Source organism: Geminocystis sp. NIES-3709, from assembly GCF_001548115.1.
GTDB lineage: Bacteria > Cyanobacteriota > Cyanobacteriia > Cyanobacteriales > Cyanobacteriaceae > Geminocystis.
Window position 1 is genome coordinate 399796 of sequence record NZ_AP014821.1, and the last position, 17397, is coordinate 417192.

The following is a 17397-nucleotide window of genomic DNA, read 5'->3' on the forward strand; positions in this document are numbered from 1 at the left end:
TCAAAAACCTTTCACTACATCTGCTTTAATAAAATTAGATTGAAATAAATAATTTAAAATTTAAAAACAATCAGAAACAAGAAAAATAGTTATATCTTATAATTTATAGTTTACAGATACTTTGAAACTTTTTACAAGTAGCTAGAATAAACTATAATCAATAAGTAAATTAAAATAATTATTAGGGCTTATCTTTTGCTTTGCTTAATATTTATTTAGAAAAAACTTAGGTTTTGAACAAAGATTAAAGATAAAAATTGCCATTAATAACATAAAGAAAAGATTTACCGATAATTGACTTTCTTTACTGTTTTTTGATTTTATAGTCAAGGAGATTCATCATTATGATAAATACCGCTCCCGAAAAAATTAGTACTACTACCAAACAGGAAAAATTCGTTTTGTGGTTTGAAGAAGTAGGCATCGAAGATGTGCCAATGGTGGGAGGAAAAAATGCCTCTCTAGGGGAAATGATTCAACAATTAACAGCTAAAGGTGTTAACGTACCCACAGGATTCGCTACTACTGCTTATGCTTATCGTTACTTTATCAAAAAAGCAGGTTTAGAAGATCAACTCCGCAAAATTTTCGCTAATTTGGATGTAGAAGATTTACCCAATTTACAAACAGTTGGGCGACAAGCAAGGGCATTAGTTTTAAATACGCCCTTCCCTAAAGAGTTAGAGTTAGCAATCTCCGACGCTTATTTTAAACTCTGTCAACGCTACGGTGCAGATCCTACTCTTTGTACTACAGAAGACGAAGAAGAAATGATGCGTTTGCGTAACTGTTCTTACGATACAGATGTGGCAGTCAGATCATCCGCAACGGCGGAAGACTTGCCCGATGCTAGTTTTGCCGGACAACAGGAAACCTACTTAAATGTTCATGGGGTAAAACAAGTTCTCGAATCTTGTCATAAATGTTTCGCTTCCATTTTTACCGATCGAGCTATATCATATCGTACTGTGAAAAACTTTGATCATTTTGAGGTAGCCTTATCGGTGGGTGTGCAAAAAATGGTACGATCGGACTTAGCATCTTCTGGAGTTATGTTTAGTATCGACACGGAAACAGGCTTTAAAGATGCCGCCTTCGTTACTTCCGCCTATGGTTTAGGGGAAAATGTGGTACAAGGTGCCGTCAACCCTGATGAATTTTTCGTCTTCAAACCCACTCTAAAACAAGGCTTCAAACCCATTTTAAATAAGCGTCTCGGCTCGAAAGAGATCAAAATGGTATATGATTTGGGTGGTGGTAAACAAGTTAAGAACGTTCCTGTCTCGGAATCTGAGCGTCTTCAATATTCTATTACCGATGAGGAAGCCTTAACCCTTGCTCGTTGGGCTTGTATTATCGAAGATCATTACAGCGAAAAAAGGGGGCAAAATAGCCCGATGGATATAGAATGGGCAAAAGATGGTCAAACGGGTCAATTATTCATCGTCCAAGCCCGTCCAGAGACCGTACAATCGCAAAAATCTAGTAATGTCCTCAAAGACTATAAACTAAAAGCTACAAGTGAAGTATTGATTACGGGTCGTGCTGTGGGTGAAATGATTGGTCAAGGTTTAGCCCGTGTTATCCTCAATGTCCATCAAATTGGTGAGTTTAAAGCGGGTGAAGTACTGGTAACTAACAAAACTGATCCCGATTGGGAGCCTATCATGAAAAAAGCTAGTGCGATCGTCACTAACCAAGGGGGGCGCACCTGCCATGCCGCAATTATCGCCCGTGAAATGGGAATACCAGCGATCGTTGGTTGTGGTAATGCTACGGGTATCTTAAAAACAGGTCAAGATGTTACGGTGTCTTGTTCAGAGGGAGAAGAAGGACGGGTGTATTCTGGTTTAGTACCCTTCGACATCATTGAAACCCAACTGGATAATTTACCGAAAACTCGCACAAAAATCTTGATGAATGTGGGTAATCCCGAAGAAGCATTCAAATTAGCCTCCATTCCTTGCGATGGCGTTGGTTTAGCTCGTTTAGAATTCATTATCGCTAACCATATCAAAGCGCATCCTTTAGCCTTGATGAAATTCGATGAATTAACCGATGAATCCGTCAAGAAAGAGATTGCCGAGTTAACTTTAGGCTACCAAAATAAAGCCGATTTCTTTGTCGATAAAGTCGCTCAAGGTGTAGGTACGATCGCAGCCGCCTTCTATCCCAATCCCGTAGTGGTTCGTATGTCTGACTTTAAATCCAATGAGTATGCTAACCTCTTGGGGGGTGCAGACTTTGAACCGAAAGAAGAAAACCCCATGATTGGTTGGCGTGGTGCGTCTCGTTACTACGATGAAAAATACCGTGATGCTTACGGTTTAGAATGTAAAGCCTTAAAACGTGTCCGTGACGACATGGGCTTAACTAACGTAATTCCAATGATTCCTTTCTGTCGTACTCCCTACGAAGGTCGCCGAGTATTAGCAGAGATGGAAAAACATGGTTTAAAACGGGGTGAAAATGGCTTACAAGTCTATGTAATGTGTGAAATTCCTAGTAACGTTATCCTTGCAGATCAATTTACCGAAATTTTTGACGGTTTCTCCATTGGTTCAAATGATTTAACTCAGCTTACACTAGGACTCGATCGAGATTCCTCATTAGTAGCACACATTTTCGATGAACGCAACCAAGCCGTTAAAGATATGGTAGCCATGGTGATTGAAAAAGCGAAACGCAACGATCGTAAAATCGGTATTTGTGGACAAGCGCCCAGCGATTACCCTGAATTTGCCCGTTTCTTAGTGGAGTTAGGTATTGACTCCATCAGTTTAAATCCTGATTCCTTACTAAAAACTTTGCTTGATATTGCTAAGTTAGAAGAAAGATTAGACGCAAATAAATAATTATAATATTTGGGTAGGGTCAAATTATAAAGCCTTACCCACTCATCAAGAAGATGCAACAAAATATTCCTAGAATAGAATCTCTAAAAGTCCAAAATTATCGGGCTTTACATAACCTTGAATTAAAAGAGATTACTCCTTTAACAGTATTTTTGGGTCCAAATGGTAGTGGAAAATCTACCATATTTGATGTTTTTGCTTTTTTATCAGAATGTTTTACAGAAAGTTTAAGAACGGCATGGGATAGACGAGGACGATTTCGTGAATTGCGTACTAGGGGCAGTGAAGGGTATATTGTAATTGAAATTAAATATAGAGAAGAATATCATCCCAGAAAATCACCAATCATCACATATCATTTGGCGATCGCAGAAGAAAATAATCGCCCTTTTGTAGCTGAAGAATGGTTACAATGGAGAAGAAAAAGTAGTGGTAAACCTTTTCGCTTTTTAGACTTTAAAAGAGGGGAAGGACAAGTTGTTAGTGGTGATACTCCCGATGCTGAAAATGAACGTATTTCAGAAAAGTTAGAATCGCCTGAATTTTTAGCGGTGAATACTTTAGGACAATTCTCTAAACATCCAAGGGTTAGTGCTTTACGGAAATTTATTACCAGTTGGTATTTATCTTATATTAGTGCTGATAATACTAAAACTTCTACTGAAGCAGGCGCCCAAGAAAGATTAACTCCCATGGGAGATAATTTACCCAATGTCATTCAATATCTAAAGGAAGAACATCCAGAAAGACTAGATAAAATATTGGAAATTCTTTCTCTTCGTATTCCTCGTCTGGAAAAAGTGGAAGCATCAATTATGCCTGACAATCGTCTTTTATTACAAATCAAAGATGCTCCTTTTGTTCAACCGATACTCTCAAAATTTGCTTCTGATGGAACATTAAAAATGTTAGCTTATTTAACTCTCTTGTATGATCCTCAAGCACCTCAATTAATAGGTATCGAAGAACCGGAAAATCATTTACATCCTCGTTTATTGCCTGAATTAGCCGAAGAATGTCGTAGTGCGTCTAGTAATACTCAGTTAATGGTAACAACTCATTCTCCTTTCTTTGTAGATTCTTTAAAACCTGAAGAGTTATGGGTTTTATACCGAGATGAAAAAGGTTTTACCCAAGCAAAAAGAACGGCAGATATGAAGGGAGTAAAAGAATTTATTGAACATGGTGCATTATTAGGCTCTTTATGGATGGAAGATTATTTTGATGTGGGAAATCCTTTGAAAAATTCTGGTAAGGGAAGATAAATTTTAGGAGTAAACAACCGTGAATTTAGAGTTTTTAGTTGAGGAAGCATCTTTAAAAGAAGCGTTACAAAATTTATTACCAAAGATATTACCTTCTGAAATAACCTTTAATATTCACGATTTTCGAGGGAAAGAAGATTTATTGAAAAAACTGCCTAATCGTTTAAAAGGTTATAAGGCTTGGATTCCTAATGATTATAAAATTATTGTGATGATTGATGAAGATAGAGAAGATTGTCTTAAATTAGGTGATTTCTAATAATAAATATACCTGCTAAATCCCCCTAGCCCCCAAAACACAAAGAGGAAATTATAAAGAAGATGGGTAAATTCTTTCTTGGAAATGGCCTTAAAACAAAAATTAGAAGGTATTGCGAAACAAACTGGTTTTATTACTAAAACGTCAAGAACAAATAATCAAGATTTTCAAGTTCTTAATCGCATTGTTGTAGAAGAATTAGAGGCATGGTTTTTTGGTGATATAAATGCTATTCGTCAAGCCTATCCAAGGGTATCACAAAATTTGATCAATCAAAAACCCTATCGAAATCCTGATAACATCAAAGGGGGAACTTGGGAAGCATTAGAAAAAATTTTAAATAAAGCCGGTTATTTTCAAGGTGGATTACAAAAATTAGTCTGTGCTAGAGAAATTTCTGGGTATATGAATCTAAATGAAAATCGCTCTAAAAGTTTTCAAATTTTTGTTCAAGGTTTACTAGAAATAATTAAAACTTAGTATGTGTAAAATTACCATTACTAGACTTAAAATATGATAATTTGTTTATAATATTGATCAAAAAAATTTATCTTAATTTAAACTTAAGAATATAATTTATAATCTCTTTAAATAAGAATGAGAGTGACAAGTTTTGTAAATCTTGCAATTAAAATATTATAGCTTTAAGAAAATAAAAATAGTGTTTCATATTTAATTAAAATAAATATAATTGATCAAAATATCTATCAAAGAGATAATGTTATTTATAGTTTTATTTCCTTCTTTACAAATTAATCAATGATTGAGGAAATATAGTTGATTATATACTAACTAAAACTCGATCGAGATTCTTTTTTTGTTTTAAAATAAGGCTTAATAATTAGTCAAAATTAGAAAAACTCTTACAGCCGATAAAAACTTTTATTAATTAAAGTTAAAATCCTTATACAATATTTGATAACTTTTTCAACAAAATTTAATCGGTGAAGCAAAATCAAAAACATATCCAAAAAACAACTCTTAACAACGGTATAACATTAATTGTTATTGAAAATCCTACCACAGAAATAATAGCAGGACGAATTTTTTGCCGTAATGCAGGAAGTTTATGGGAAGCAACCCATCAAGCCGGAATTTTTCATCTTTTAGCTAGTGTAATGTCTAAAGGCACACGTCATCTATCTTCTTTAGAAATAGCAGAAAAAGTAGAATCGATCGGTGCAGCATTAGGTACAGATACTTCTAGTGACTATTTTTTAGTAGGTATGAAAACTATTACCGAAGATTTTAGCGAAATTCTTGCTCTTGCCGGAGAAATTATCCGTTATCCCTCTTTTCCTGATACGGAAATTGAATTAGAAAAAAAAATAACTTTACAGAACATCCTTTCACAAAAAGAACAACCCTTTAACCTTGCTTTTAGTCAGTTAAGGGAAATGATTTATGGACAACATCCTTATGGTTTTTCTGTTTTAGGTACGGAAAATACTTTGAATCAATTAACTGCTTTTGATTTGAAAGAATGTCATCAAAAACACTTTACTCCTGATAACTTTGTTATTAGTCTAGCAGGAAAAATTAATTTGGATCAAGCGATCGAGATGGTAGAAAATATTTTCGGTGATTGGCAAAAATCCCATAATAGGAATAAACTTAACCCTTATCCATTGTACCCCCAAGCACTCGATCGAAAAATTGAACAGGAAAACCAACAATCTATCATCATGATGGGATACCTATCCCCAGAAATTACCCACCCAGATTATCCCATACTCAAACTATTAACCACCTATTTAGGTAATGGCTTATCAAGTCGCTTATTTGTAGAATTGAGAGAAAAGAGAGGATTAGCTTATGATGTCTCAGCTTTTTATCCCACAAGGCTAGATAAATCTCAATTTGTGGTGTATATGGGTACAGCTTCTCAAAATATTGAAATAGGAAAAGAAGGTTTATACAACGAAATTCAAAGATTAAGACAGGAAAAATTAAGTGCCAAAGAGTTAGAAATAGCTAAGAGTAAACTTTTAGGGCAATATGCTTTAGGAAAACAAACAAACGCCGAATTTGCTCAAATTTTTGGATGGTATGAAACCCTCGGCTTAGGAATTGAATACGACGAAATTTTCCCCCAACAAATTAATAATGTCACCCTTGAAGATATACAACGAGTAGCTAATACTTACTTAAAAGATAGCTCTTTATGCACTTCGATCGTAGGAAAATAAACAAAAACACATTTTATATTCTAATTTGTAGTCAAAGTTTAATCATCAAGACGTAAGAGTTTACGGTAAAACTTTTGCGAAAAATCCGTTTGACGAGATTGTTTAAAATTTTTAATTAATAGAATTAGAAATTCGATAAATTCCGAATTAGATAAGTTAACCTCATAACTCAAATCTGCACTGCCATCAAACTGAATCCGACACCGAGTTGGTTCAGCTGGTAATCTTGAAACATACCAAATAGCGACAAAAGGAATATTTTTTTTCCCCTCGATGATTCTTTCTCCTTCTAAAAATCCTTGTTGATATAAACTTAAAGCATAGGGCAATATTTCATGTTGTTCTTTTCCATAGTAAGGTTGATACATTAAAGTATCGGCTTTACTGGCAGGTTGTAATTTTTCAATACTAGACATCTTTTTTTCCCTTTATGTGCCTTAATTTAAGTCAATGCTTATTGTAACTAAAATGTTAATAAAAATCTCCATTAATTTTCTAGGGGATACTTGCTAACAAGATAATTTGATTTTTATAAGGGTAAATAAGAAACAACAGACAATAGATAAATATTGTCAATTATTGGAATTTATTATCGATTTTATATCTCATATTCTAATCATTAAGTTTTATTAGATCGACATATTTCTCAAATGCTTTTTATTTTATGAACAATATTATATAAATGTAAAAATTTAAAAACAATAGAGTAAAAATTCATTCTATATAGTATTATTTAATCCTATAGCTTATATAAGTCTTGAGTGATTTAGAATACAAAAACAACAAACATATATCAAAAAAAATTGATGTATTTTATTTAAGAATTAATATCTATTCTAAAATTAACTCATGAAATATTAACTTCTCAATGGGTTTTTATGTTTTTAAAAAACTATTGTTAAAAGATCTGAAAAATGTAAATTAGAAATTATAACATGATATTTAAGAACATAAAATAATTGACAGCAAAGTGAATTTATTTACACTTAATTACTGATTTTACTATACTTTCTTAGGAGAAAATACGATGACAACACTTAATGGAACAGGTTTAGCCGATTCACTCAATGGATCTTCTTTGAGTCCTTTAACTATAAATGGTCTTGCTGGAGATGACACTTTACTTGGTGGTCTTCAGGGTGATACTTTAGATGGAGGAGATGATAATGATTCAATTATTGCCAGTCGTGGAAATGATAGTATTATTGGAGGCAGTGGAGATGACACTATCAACTATGCAAATATCGGTACTGCCGTTACTCTTCAAGCTACGGGATTATTAAGTAAAGGTTCTTTTGGTACAGATACTCTTGTCGGTGTAGAAACTATTATTGGTGCAACCAATCGGGCAAACGTTATAGATGCATCTAGTAGCACATCAGCAGTATTAGTAGATTTGGCAAATGACACTCTAACTGTTGTTGATTTTGATGGTATGGGTGGTGATCTCAATTTTCAAATCATTAATTTTGTTAATGTCACTGGTGGTAGTAATGATGATACGATTATCGGCAATTTAAGTAACAATGTTTTAAACGGCAGTGCTGGAAACGATAGTATTCTCGGCGGTTTAGGCAACGATACGATCGATGGTGGTGCTGATAATGATTCATTGCTTGGAGGAGATGGAAACGATCGAATCCTGAGTGGCATCGGTGATGACACAATTTTAGGTGGCATGGGCAATGACACTATTGTTCTTGTTGCAGGAGATAAATTAGTCTATGGTGGAAATGATACAACTTTTGATCAAGGAACCGATACTGCTGACTATTCCCAATTAAATGAAAGTATAACTCTTCAAGCTACTGGTTTAGTCGTAAAAGGGGCTGGTGGTGCTTCTGGTACAGATACTCTAGCAGGAATAGATAATATTATAGGTGATACAGGAACTGGTATTGTTAACACGATCGACGTTTCTAATGAAGATTTGGGTGGTGGTGCGATTGATGTTGATTTAGGTACAAACACCCTAGATGTTGTCAACGTAGATTTTGGATCGGGTGTTATTCCTTTAGTTTCTTTTGGAGTAACTAACTTCATTAACGTAGTTGGTAGTAATGGCAGTGATACCATTACAGGAAGTAGCCTTGCCAATAACTTACAAGGTGGAGATGCAGACGATACCATTAATGGCGGTTCAGGAAACGATACTATTCTTGGAGACGCAGGAAGTGATACTCTAAATGGTGGGTTGGGGAATGATAGTGTAGTTGGTGGTGATGGTGACGACACTCTTATCGGCAGTCGTGGTAACGATCGACTCATTGGTGGTGACGATATGATGACCACAGACACCGCCGACTATTCTGATTTAGGTCAACGTGTTACCCTCAGACCACAAGGAGTTGTAGCTAAAGATGGAGGGTTTGGAACTGATACTTTAGTAGGCGTTGAAACAATCATCGGAACGACGGGGCAATCAAACCTTATTGATGTTTCCACTAGCAGTTTAGACATAAACGTTGACTTGGGTAATGATACTTTAACCGTCATTGATTTTGACGGTATGGGTACTGATCTTAACTTCGATGTCATAAACTTTGTTAATGTAACTGGTGGTAGTGGCAACGATACTATAATTGGTAGTGCTGTCGCTAATACATTAAATGGAGGTGTTGGTGATGATAGCATCCAAGGAGGTGCTGAAAATGATAATCTTAATGGTGGTAATGGTAATGACATCCTAGAAGGTGGTGACGATAACGATACAATAATTGGCAGTAGCGGTAGTGATTCTATTTTTGGTGGTGTTGACGGAACTGACAGTGGAACAGACACCGCAAATTACTCTGCACTAACTCAAGCCATTACCTTACAACCTTTGGGAGTAGTAGCAAAAGGCACTCTTGGTACGGATACCTTATCGGGAATTGAAACTATTATCGGTGCAACCAATCGAGCAAATGTCATAGATGTCTCTACTGCTAGTGCAGGTCTGAGCATTGAAGTTGACTTAAGTAATACGAGTACAGATAATTTAACAGTTGCCGATAGTGGAATGACTTTCATGGGTAGCTTTGCCGTACGAAATTTCCGTAACGTAATTGGTACTGACGGTAATGATACGATTACAGGTGATTCTTCCACCAACTTATTAGATGGTGGTGATGGTGATGATACCCTTAATGGCGGTACTGGAAATGACACTCTTGTCGGTAGTAGTGGTAATGATAGCCTTTTGGGAGGCACTGGTACTGACACCGCCAATTACTCCTCTTTGGGGGAAATTGTTACTCTGGGGGCAACAGGAACAATTACTAAAGAGACTTTAGGCACAGATACACTCAGTGGAGTGGAAGTTATTATCGGCGCGACAGGAGAAAATAATGCGATCGATGCGAGTACCGCCACAAGTGGTGTTAGTATTACCGTTAACTTAGCTACTACTACTAACAACTTGACTATTGCAGGAGTTCCTTTTGCGACTCTACCAAATCCCATCTTTTCTGTACGCAATTTTGTCAATGTTACTGGAACAAATAGTGTTGACAATATTACTGGTAGTACGGTAGATAATACTCTTAGTGGTTTAGATGGTAATGACTTCATTGATGGAGGAAGCGGTAATGATAGCCTTGACGGTGGTATTGATGGAGATACTCTTATCGGTGGTATTGGAAATGATACTCTAATTGGTAATAATGGTGCAGATAGTCTTGTAGGTGGTACAGGCAATGACACTCTGACTGGTGATAGTGGAAATGATACTCTCATTGGTAGTGCAGGAAAAGATACTTTGACTGGTGGTGGTGGAAGTAATGTTTTAGATTACAGAACTTTAAGTGATTCTTTGCTCAGTAATTTTGACATCATCACCGATTTTAGTGACACAGATGATGACTTCCGAGTCTCTTCCTTCGGGGGATTCAATAATGGAACGTTTAATGTTGCTAGTTTAACTGCTAGTGCTATTGCTTCAGGTTTAAGCGGTATAAGTTTTGGTGCATTCCAAGCCGCCACTTTTACATTGACTACCGACGTAGGTAGTAGTTATCTCGTTATTAATAATAGTACTGCTGGGTACTCATCTTCTACAGATGCGATCGTTCGTCTGGAAGGTTTCGCCGGAACATTAACTAATGCAAACTTTGTTTAATTTTGATTATTTGAGAATTAGTTTCCCATAAATCATAATCATTTGCCCTCTTTATCTACTCTGGTAAAGGGGGTTTTTGAATTATGATGATCAAGGATAGTTTAAAATAATATTAGTATTAAATTTCATAGACTAAATATAAAGCGAAATTAAGGTCATGACAAAAGTAGAATCAGTAAATACAGAAATAAATATAATGGATGTGCCGAAGCAAGGTTTACCTGTCACTATCATTACAGGTTTTTTAGGCAGTGGTAAAACTACTTTACTTAATCATATTTTGCAAAATCAACAGGGTGTTAAAACAGCAGTATTGGTGAATGAATTTGGAGAGATTGGTATTGATAATGATTTAATTATCTCCAGTGATGAAGATATGGTGGAGTTGAGTAATGGTTGTATTTGTTGTACCATCAACACAGATTTAGTGGATGCTGTATATAAAGTTTTAGAAAGAGATGAGAAAATAGATTATTTAGTAGTGGAAACCACTGGTTTAGCCGATCCTTTACCTGTGGCTTTAACTTTTTTAGGAACTGAACTACGAGACATGACAAGGTTGGACTCGATCGTAACCTTAGTGGATTCAGAAAATTTTAGTCTTGATTTATTCAATAGTGATGCGGCTTATAATCAAATTGCTTACGGTGATATTATTTTACTTAATAAAACCGATTTAGTGGATTCCGCAGATGTGGATTTGTTAGAGGTTAGATTAAGAGATATTAAGCAAGATGCGAGAATTATGCGCACCACTAAATCTCAAGTGCCGTTACCATTGATCTTAAGTGTGGGTTTATTCGAGTCAGATAAATATTTTGATCAGGATGATTCTTCTGATGATCACGAACATAATCATCATTGTACAGAAGATCACGAACACGATCATAATTGCGGTCATGATCACCATGATCACTCTCATCATCACCATTCGGATCATTTAGAAAATGATGGTTTTACCTCCGTTTCCTTTGTTAGTGATAAGCCTTTTAATATTCGTAAATTACAAAGTTTTTTAGATAATGAATTACCTGTTAATGTGTTTCGTGCCAAAGGTATTCTTTGGTTTCAGGAAAGTCCCGATCGCCATATTTTCCATTTAAGCGGTAAACGTTTCACCATTGAAGATGATGAGTGGAAAAAAGGACAAACAAGAGAAAATAAATTAGTTTTTATCGGCCAAAATATTGATGGCGATCGCATTAAACAACAACTTGAAGAATGTTTGTACCGTTAAGAAGTAATGAAAAGATCCTTAAAACGATAAATAAATCCTAATAGGTAACAGCTAACAGCTAATTCCTAATTCCTTTCGTGTTATAATAGTGAAGGTGATTTTTGTTACAAAACTTCACATTATTAGAATGAAACTCTATTAATAATCACTTTTTTTAGAGTGGAAAAACTCAAAACAGAAAGCAATAATATCATGGAAATTTCCCCAAATCAAACACGAGCTATCATAACCGGAGCTAGTAGTGGGATTGGTAAAGCAACAGCCATCGCCTTTGCATCATCAGGGATTGATTTATGTTTAATCGGTCGTTCTCATGCTAAATTGACGGAAGTAGCTCATCTTGCACAAGAATATGGGGTACAAGTTAAAGTAATTTCTGCTGATTTCAGTGATGTATCCACAATTAGGAGTAAGATACAGTCGATCGCAGAAGAATATGGTAATATTGATATTCTAGTCAATAATGCGGGGATGGGTTATACAAACCTGTTAAGAGACACGTCCTTAGCAGATTGGCAAAAAGTTTTAGATCTCAATTTAACCAGTGTGTTTGAGTGCGTCATGGGGGTTTTACCATCCATGAGAAAACATGGTAAAGGTACAATTGTTAATGTGGCTTCCATCTCTGCCCAGACTTTTTTCCCAGAGTGGGGAACTTATTCTGTCAGTAAAACTGCCCTTGTTACTTTTGGTCAATGTTTGGCTTTGGAAGAAAGAAGTAATGGCATCCGAGTTACGACTATTTTTCCGGGGGCAGTAGATACTCCCATTTGGGATACAAATACTGTACAAGCACAACTCGATCGAACAGCGATGTTAAAACCCGAAACCGTTGCTCAAGCCATTTTACAAACAGTATTGCTACCTCAAGAGGCGGTTATTGAACAATTAACAATTACCCCTAGTATTGGTGCTTTATAGATAGATAACTTTATCGTGGTTTCATAATTTCTTGAGGCGTTAATGTTCATTTCTTGAGCTTTTCTTGTTCATGTAACGAAAATCTCCCGCCGAAATCTAAAAATTAAACTAATTTGCTAACTTAACTATGACAGAATTTTCCAACGGTTCTAACTCTCCTAAGATTTCTCCCGATGCTTCTTTATCTATTAGTACTGAAGTTTATAATAATGTGGCCACCCGTCCCGATCGAAATACTCATAACGGACAAGTAGCTCAAATCAATCTCAGTCACGAAGAAAATAAACAACAGATGATGGATTCTGTTCGTATTATATTAGAGTCAGTGGGAGAAGATCCAGAAAGAGAAGGGTTATTAAAAACCCCCAAAAGAGTTGCCGAAGCCATGCAGTTTTTAACTCAAGGTTATAGCCAATCGTTAGAAAAATTAGTCAATGGTGCTATTTTTGATGAAGGGCATAACGAAATGGTGTTAGTCAGAGATATTGACTTTTTCAGTCTTTGTGAACACCATATGTTGCCTTTTATGGGAAGGGCGCACGTTGCTTATATTCCTAACCAGAAAGTAGTAGGATTGAGTAAATTAGCGAGAATTGTTGAAATGTACTCAAGAAGATTGCAAGTTCAAGAACGTCTTACTCGTCAAATTGCGGAAGCAATACAAACTATTCTCGATCCTCAAGGCGTTGCGGTGGTAATGGAAGCAACTCATATGTGTATGGTTATGCGGGGAGTTCAAAAACCCGGTTCTTGGACAGTCACCAGTGCGATGTTGGGTGTATTCCAAGAAGAAAATAAAACCCGAGAGGAATTTCTGAATTTAATTCGTCATAAACCTAGTTTTCTCTAATTATCTGAGTTCGATATAAAATTTATAGGTGAAGGTAGTGGTTAGCTTTTAGCTTTTTTTCTATTAAAGAATAAGTAATCAATTACTAATGTTGACAAGAAATTTAACTTAACAATAGTTCATAACTATTCTATCTTTTGAACAATATTTTTTCATCGAACAAACCTAAGTTAGAGAAAAATTCTTGATGTAGGTAGGTTTTGGGCTTTGAGGTTTAGGTTTTAGGTTCTAAAAATACCAAATTTGATTGAATTATTTAATTAAATTAATCTAAGTAAAATCAATTGTTAACAGTTTTTGATCAATTATTTACCTAATACCTAATGCCTTGCTATTATCCATACATTTTGCATCGAACGGAGGAGAACAAAAGTTCTAATTAGTATTGAGGGAATAAGTTTTTTGACCAAAGAAAAGAGACGTAGAATAATTACGTCTCCACAATTTTAAAATTATTTTTCTCTCCTCACATAATAGGACTTTATTTTTCTTTAGGTGCGTTAGCGCGTAGGAATTCGATCGATTCTTTAGAAGGCCATAAAACAATTTTCGTTAACATTTCATCATCTCCTTGTTTTAATGCCTCTAATATTCCTTCTAAAATAACTACTTCTATTTTTACACTAGAGGCTAAATTAGGTTGTGCCTTTTTGAAATTATCCACTAATTGTTGTACCTGTTGTTGATCAAAAAAGAATGGGATTACTTCTTGTTCATTTTGTTTAATAGTTAAGTAACCTTGATCTTCTCCTGCTTTTGCCACAAATAAAGGAACTCCAGATTGATATTCTGTATTCAATTTTTTCGCTTGTTCCACTTGTTCTCTAGTGGGTACATAGGCAAAGATAATCGGTTCTTTTTCTTTGGCGTTGGTTTCTGATAATTCAAAAATTTCCCCTAAAGATACCGGTACAACTTGGACTTGTTTTCCTAAATCTGGATTATCTTTTTTCAGTTTTTCTACAAAGCTATTGGCATCTTGTTTGCTAATAAAAACTCCAGCAACTTTACCATTTTGATCATTAGAGGCAATCAGAGGCGCACCTTGACCATCTGCGATCGTAAATACTGGAATGGGTCTGAGTTTTTGAACAATTGCGTCTTGGGGTAATGCTAATAATTTGGTAGTTTGGGTTAACCAGCAACTAATAACAGTAGCACCGATTAAACTAGCATTTCTTATCTGAGTCAATAAAGATTTATTTTTCATAGGGGTTTAAAGGTAGAGATTTTATTTATCCTTTTTTGATGACGATTCTTTAAAGTGGATAGTTTCTGGCAAAAAAAATCAAAGTAAATTAAGTATCAATTTCCTTTTCACTACTATATCACTTGATTTCAGAGTTAGCAGTTTTTTGTATATTTAATCTAATAACATTTAGGTTACAAAGTTAAAGAGGAAATGAGAAACAGAAAAATATAGGAAGATTAGATACTTTTAATTAAAGCGATGAGCTGTTAGCTGTTAGTTTTTAGCTTTTTTTCCATTAAAGAATAAGTAATCAATTACTAATGTTGATCAGAAATTTAACTTCACAATAGCTGATAACTAATTGCCAATTGCTAATCGCTAATTAAATATAATTATTTCTCACTACTCATATAGGATTACTAAATTAGCTTAAATAAGTATAACCTCGTAAATTTTCTTCGTAGTTTTTAATTAATAGTTGAGATTTTTCTAAGTCAATTTGTTTTTCTAATAAGGCATTTTCTGTTAAACATCTTAGTTTTTCTGTTAAATCCTCTGCTGAATATTCTACATATTTTAATACGTCTGTGACGGTATCTCCTTTCACTACATATTTAATTTGATAATTTTCTTTTTTACTTTGAATATGGATCACATTAATATCTCCAAATAGATTATGTAAATTCCCCATAATTTCTTGATAAGCACCAACTAAAAACATTCCTAAATAATAAGGTTTAAAATCCGTATTTTCTGGATTATCAATATCTTGTTCTTTGATTGGTTTTAATGGATGTAATTCTAAAGCATTTTTGACATCTAATAAATCAATAAATTTATCAATTTTTCCATCACTATCACAGGTTAAATCAGCTAACACTCCTTTTATGGTAGGCTTTTCATTTAATCGATGAATAGGTAAAATAGGAAATAATTGATCGATCGCCCAAGCATCAGGAGCAGACTGAAAAACCGATAAGTTAATATAATAAGTAGCGATCATTAAGTCATTTAAGTCGTTTAAATCGTCACTAACATAAGCCTCATTTTTGGTAATTTGATAAATTTTATGACAACATCCCCAATATAATTGTTCTGCTTTAGCTCGATCGATTAAAGTAAGATAGCCGAAATTAAATAAACTAATAGCTTCATCCTTAAATTGTACCGCATCATGATACATTTCCTGATAATTATCTTCATTAATCGTCTCGTAAGTTTCCCATAAATTGCGAATAATTAAATGCTCTTTTTCTTCCGTCGGTTGAGGTAATTCGAGAGGAGGATTATTACTACTTACTACATTAAAAATTAACACCGAATGATGAGAAGTAATTGCCCTACCACTTTCGCTAACTAAAATCGGTGAAGAAATATTATTTTCGTCACAGGCTTCTTTTACTGCGGCAACAATATCGTTAGCATAATTCTGCATATTATAGTTTTTGGACGCATAAAAATTCGTTTTTGAACCATCATAATCAACGGCTAAACCACCGCCAACATCTAAATATTTCATTCCCGCACCCATTTTGCTTAGTTGCACATAAATTTGACTAGCTTCTCTAATAGCATCTTTTATTACTGCAATAGAGGAAATTTGTGAACCAATATGAAAATGTAATAATTTTAAACAGTCTAATTTATCCTCGGATTTGAGCTTATTTATTACCGTTAAAATTTCTGGAATAGTTAAGCCAAATTTGGCTTTTTCTCCCGTAGAATTTCCCCAGTGTCCTGAACCTTTTGTTTGCAGTTTTGCCCTAACTCCTAATTGAGGTTTTAAGTTTAATTTTTGGGCTAATTTTAAGATAATAAATAATTCGCTAATCTGTTCAATAACAATAATTAAATTATGGCCTAACTGTTGAGCTAAAAGAGCCGTTTCTAAATATTCTTCATCCTTGTAGCCATTACAAATTAATAATCTTTCTCTATTTTTATCTACTTCTAAAGTAGCTAAAGCAATCATTAATTCTGGTTTTGAACCTACTTCTAATCCAAAATTATAGGGTTTTCCATATTCTACTAATGCCTCGACTAACTGTTTATGCTGGTTACATTTGATAGGATATACTCCTCGATAAACATTGTTATAATTATATCTATCGATCGCTTCATTCATACAGTCATGTAACCGTTTCAATCGATCGTCTAGCATATCAGAAAAACGAATTAGTAAAGGTAAATTAATATCTCTTTTTTTCAAACTTTCTACTAATTCAAATAAATCAATTTTATGCTCATCACCCCTAGTAGAAACGACAATATTACCTTCTGCATTAATAGAAAAATATGGTTCACCCCAACCCTCAATTTGATAAAGTTTATTACTGTCTTCAATAGTCCAAAATTTAGTCATAGTTTAAGAAAAAGTTAACAAAAACAATTAAAAGTTAACAATGAACAATGAACAATTATTCGTCATCAATTATTAATTGTCAATTACTAATTATAACTTTATTTTAATTAGAGGGATTAGCTGTTAGCTTTTAGCTTTTAGCCTTTTTTTCATTAAAGAATAAGTAAT

The 17397-nt window shown here is 34.4% G+C and carries 12 protein-coding genes; 9 read left to right on the forward strand and 3 right to left on the reverse strand.

From position 1 onward, the window contains the following. Positions 1-344 precede the first annotated feature (344 nt). From ppsA to GM3709_RS01665, 5 genes are all read left to right on the forward strand, one after another. The gene (gene ppsA / locus GM3709_RS01650) at positions 345-2855 is read left to right on the forward strand and encodes a phosphoenolpyruvate synthase (RefSeq protein ID WP_066115658.1); all 2511 of its coding nucleotides are present in this window, start codon (positions 345-347) and stop codon (positions 2853-2855) included. Positions 2856-2908: 53 nt separating this feature from the next. Next, on the forward strand, positions 2909-4120 hold the full coding sequence (locus tag GM3709_RS01655; RefSeq protein WP_066115661.1) for an AAA family ATPase: 1212 nt from the start codon (positions 2909-2911) through the stop codon (positions 4118-4120). Between the two features lie 19 nt (positions 4121-4139). Continuing rightward, positions 4140-4379, forward strand: coding sequence for a hypothetical protein (locus tag GM3709_RS18880; RefSeq protein WP_071827997.1), 240 nt, complete (start codon positions 4140-4142; stop codon positions 4377-4379). Between the two features lie 84 nt (positions 4380-4463). Beyond that, positions 4464-4859, forward strand: a complete 396-nt coding sequence (locus tag GM3709_RS18885; RefSeq protein WP_082712919.1) for a DUF4276 family protein — start codon at positions 4464-4466, stop codon at positions 4857-4859. A 464-nt stretch (positions 4860-5323) separates the two neighbouring features. Beyond that, positions 5324-6568, forward strand: coding sequence for a pitrilysin family protein (locus tag GM3709_RS01665; RefSeq protein WP_066115663.1), 1245 nt, complete (start codon positions 5324-5326; stop codon positions 6566-6568). Between the two features lie 38 nt (positions 6569-6606). Here GM3709_RS01665 and ebsA read toward each other — a convergent pair whose 3' ends face one another. Continuing rightward, complete coding sequence (gene ebsA, locus GM3709_RS01670; protein WP_066115665.1) at positions 6607-6984, reverse strand: type IV pilus biogenesis protein EbsA; 378 nt, start codon at positions 6982-6984, stop codon at positions 6607-6609. A gap of 611 nt (positions 6985-7595) precedes the next feature. Here ebsA and GM3709_RS20020 point away from each other — a divergent pair. The 4 genes from GM3709_RS20020 (at position 7596) to folE (ending at position 13675) form a co-directional block, all read left to right on the forward strand. Beyond that, positions 7596-10667, forward strand: coding sequence for a calcium-binding protein (locus tag GM3709_RS20020; protein ID WP_066115667.1), 3072 nt, complete (start codon positions 7596-7598; stop codon positions 10665-10667). Between the two features lie 157 nt (positions 10668-10824). Beyond that, positions 10825-11904 carry a GTP-binding protein gene (locus GM3709_RS01680; RefSeq protein WP_066115670.1) on the forward strand — a complete coding sequence of 360 codons (1080 nt, stop codon included), beginning with the start codon at positions 10825-10827 and terminating at the stop codon, positions 11902-11904. A 192-nt stretch (positions 11905-12096) separates the two neighbouring features. Then, the gene (locus tag GM3709_RS01685; protein ID WP_066121663.1) at positions 12097-12825 is read left to right on the forward strand and encodes an SDR family oxidoreductase; all 729 of its coding nucleotides are present in this window, start codon (positions 12097-12099) and stop codon (positions 12823-12825) included. Between the two features lie 127 nt (positions 12826-12952). Beyond that, positions 12953-13675 carry a GTP cyclohydrolase I FolE gene (folE, locus tag GM3709_RS01690; protein ID WP_066115672.1) on the forward strand — a complete coding sequence of 241 codons (723 nt, stop codon included), beginning with the start codon at positions 12953-12955 and terminating at the stop codon, positions 13673-13675. A gap of 481 nt (positions 13676-14156) precedes the next feature. On the opposite strand, the gene GM3709_RS01695 is transcribed toward folE, so the two are convergent. Beyond that, on the reverse strand, positions 14157-14885 hold the full coding sequence (locus GM3709_RS01695; RefSeq protein WP_066115674.1) for a Tic22 family protein: 729 nt from the start codon (positions 14883-14885) through the stop codon (positions 14157-14159). A 406-nt stretch (positions 14886-15291) separates the two neighbouring features. After that, positions 15292-17229 (reverse strand): biosynthetic arginine decarboxylase, encoded by a 1938-nt coding sequence (speA, locus tag GM3709_RS01700; RefSeq protein ID WP_066115676.1) that lies wholly within the window; start codon positions 17227-17229, stop codon positions 15292-15294. Between the last annotated feature and the right edge of the window lie 168 nt (positions 17230-17397).

What these genes read in the sequence shown, in the direction of transcription:
- ppsA (WP_066115658.1), top strand. Translation starts at nt 345, where the DNA reads ATGATAAATACCGCTCCCGAAAAAATTAGTACTACTACCAAACAGGAA.
- GM3709_RS01655 (WP_066115661.1), top strand. Translation starts at nt 2,909, where the DNA reads ATGCAACAAAATATTCCTAGAATAGAATCTCTAAAAGTCCAAAATTAT.
- GM3709_RS18885 (WP_082712919.1), top strand. Translation starts at nt 4,464, where the DNA reads ATGGCCTTAAAACAAAAATTAGAAGGTATTGCGAAACAAACTGGTTTT.
- ebsA (WP_066115665.1), bottom strand. Translation starts at nt 6,984, where the DNA reads ATGTCTAGTATTGAAAAATTACAACCTGCCAGTAAAGCCGATACTTTA.
- GM3709_RS20020 (WP_066115667.1), top strand. Translation starts at nt 7,596, where the DNA reads ATGACAACACTTAATGGAACAGGTTTAGCCGATTCACTCAATGGATCT.
- GM3709_RS01680 (WP_066115670.1), top strand. Translation starts at nt 10,825, where the DNA reads ATGACAAAAGTAGAATCAGTAAATACAGAAATAAATATAATGGATGTG.
- GM3709_RS01685 (WP_066121663.1), top strand. Translation starts at nt 12,097, where the DNA reads ATGGAAATTTCCCCAAATCAAACACGAGCTATCATAACCGGAGCTAGT.
- folE (WP_066115672.1), top strand. Translation starts at nt 12,953, where the DNA reads ATGACAGAATTTTCCAACGGTTCTAACTCTCCTAAGATTTCTCCCGAT.
- GM3709_RS01695 (WP_066115674.1), bottom strand. Translation starts at nt 14,885, where the DNA reads ATGAAAAATAAATCTTTATTGACTCAGATAAGAAATGCTAGTTTAATC.
- speA (WP_066115676.1), bottom strand. Translation starts at nt 17,229, where the DNA reads ATGACTAAATTTTGGACTATTGAAGACAGTAATAAACTTTATCAAATT.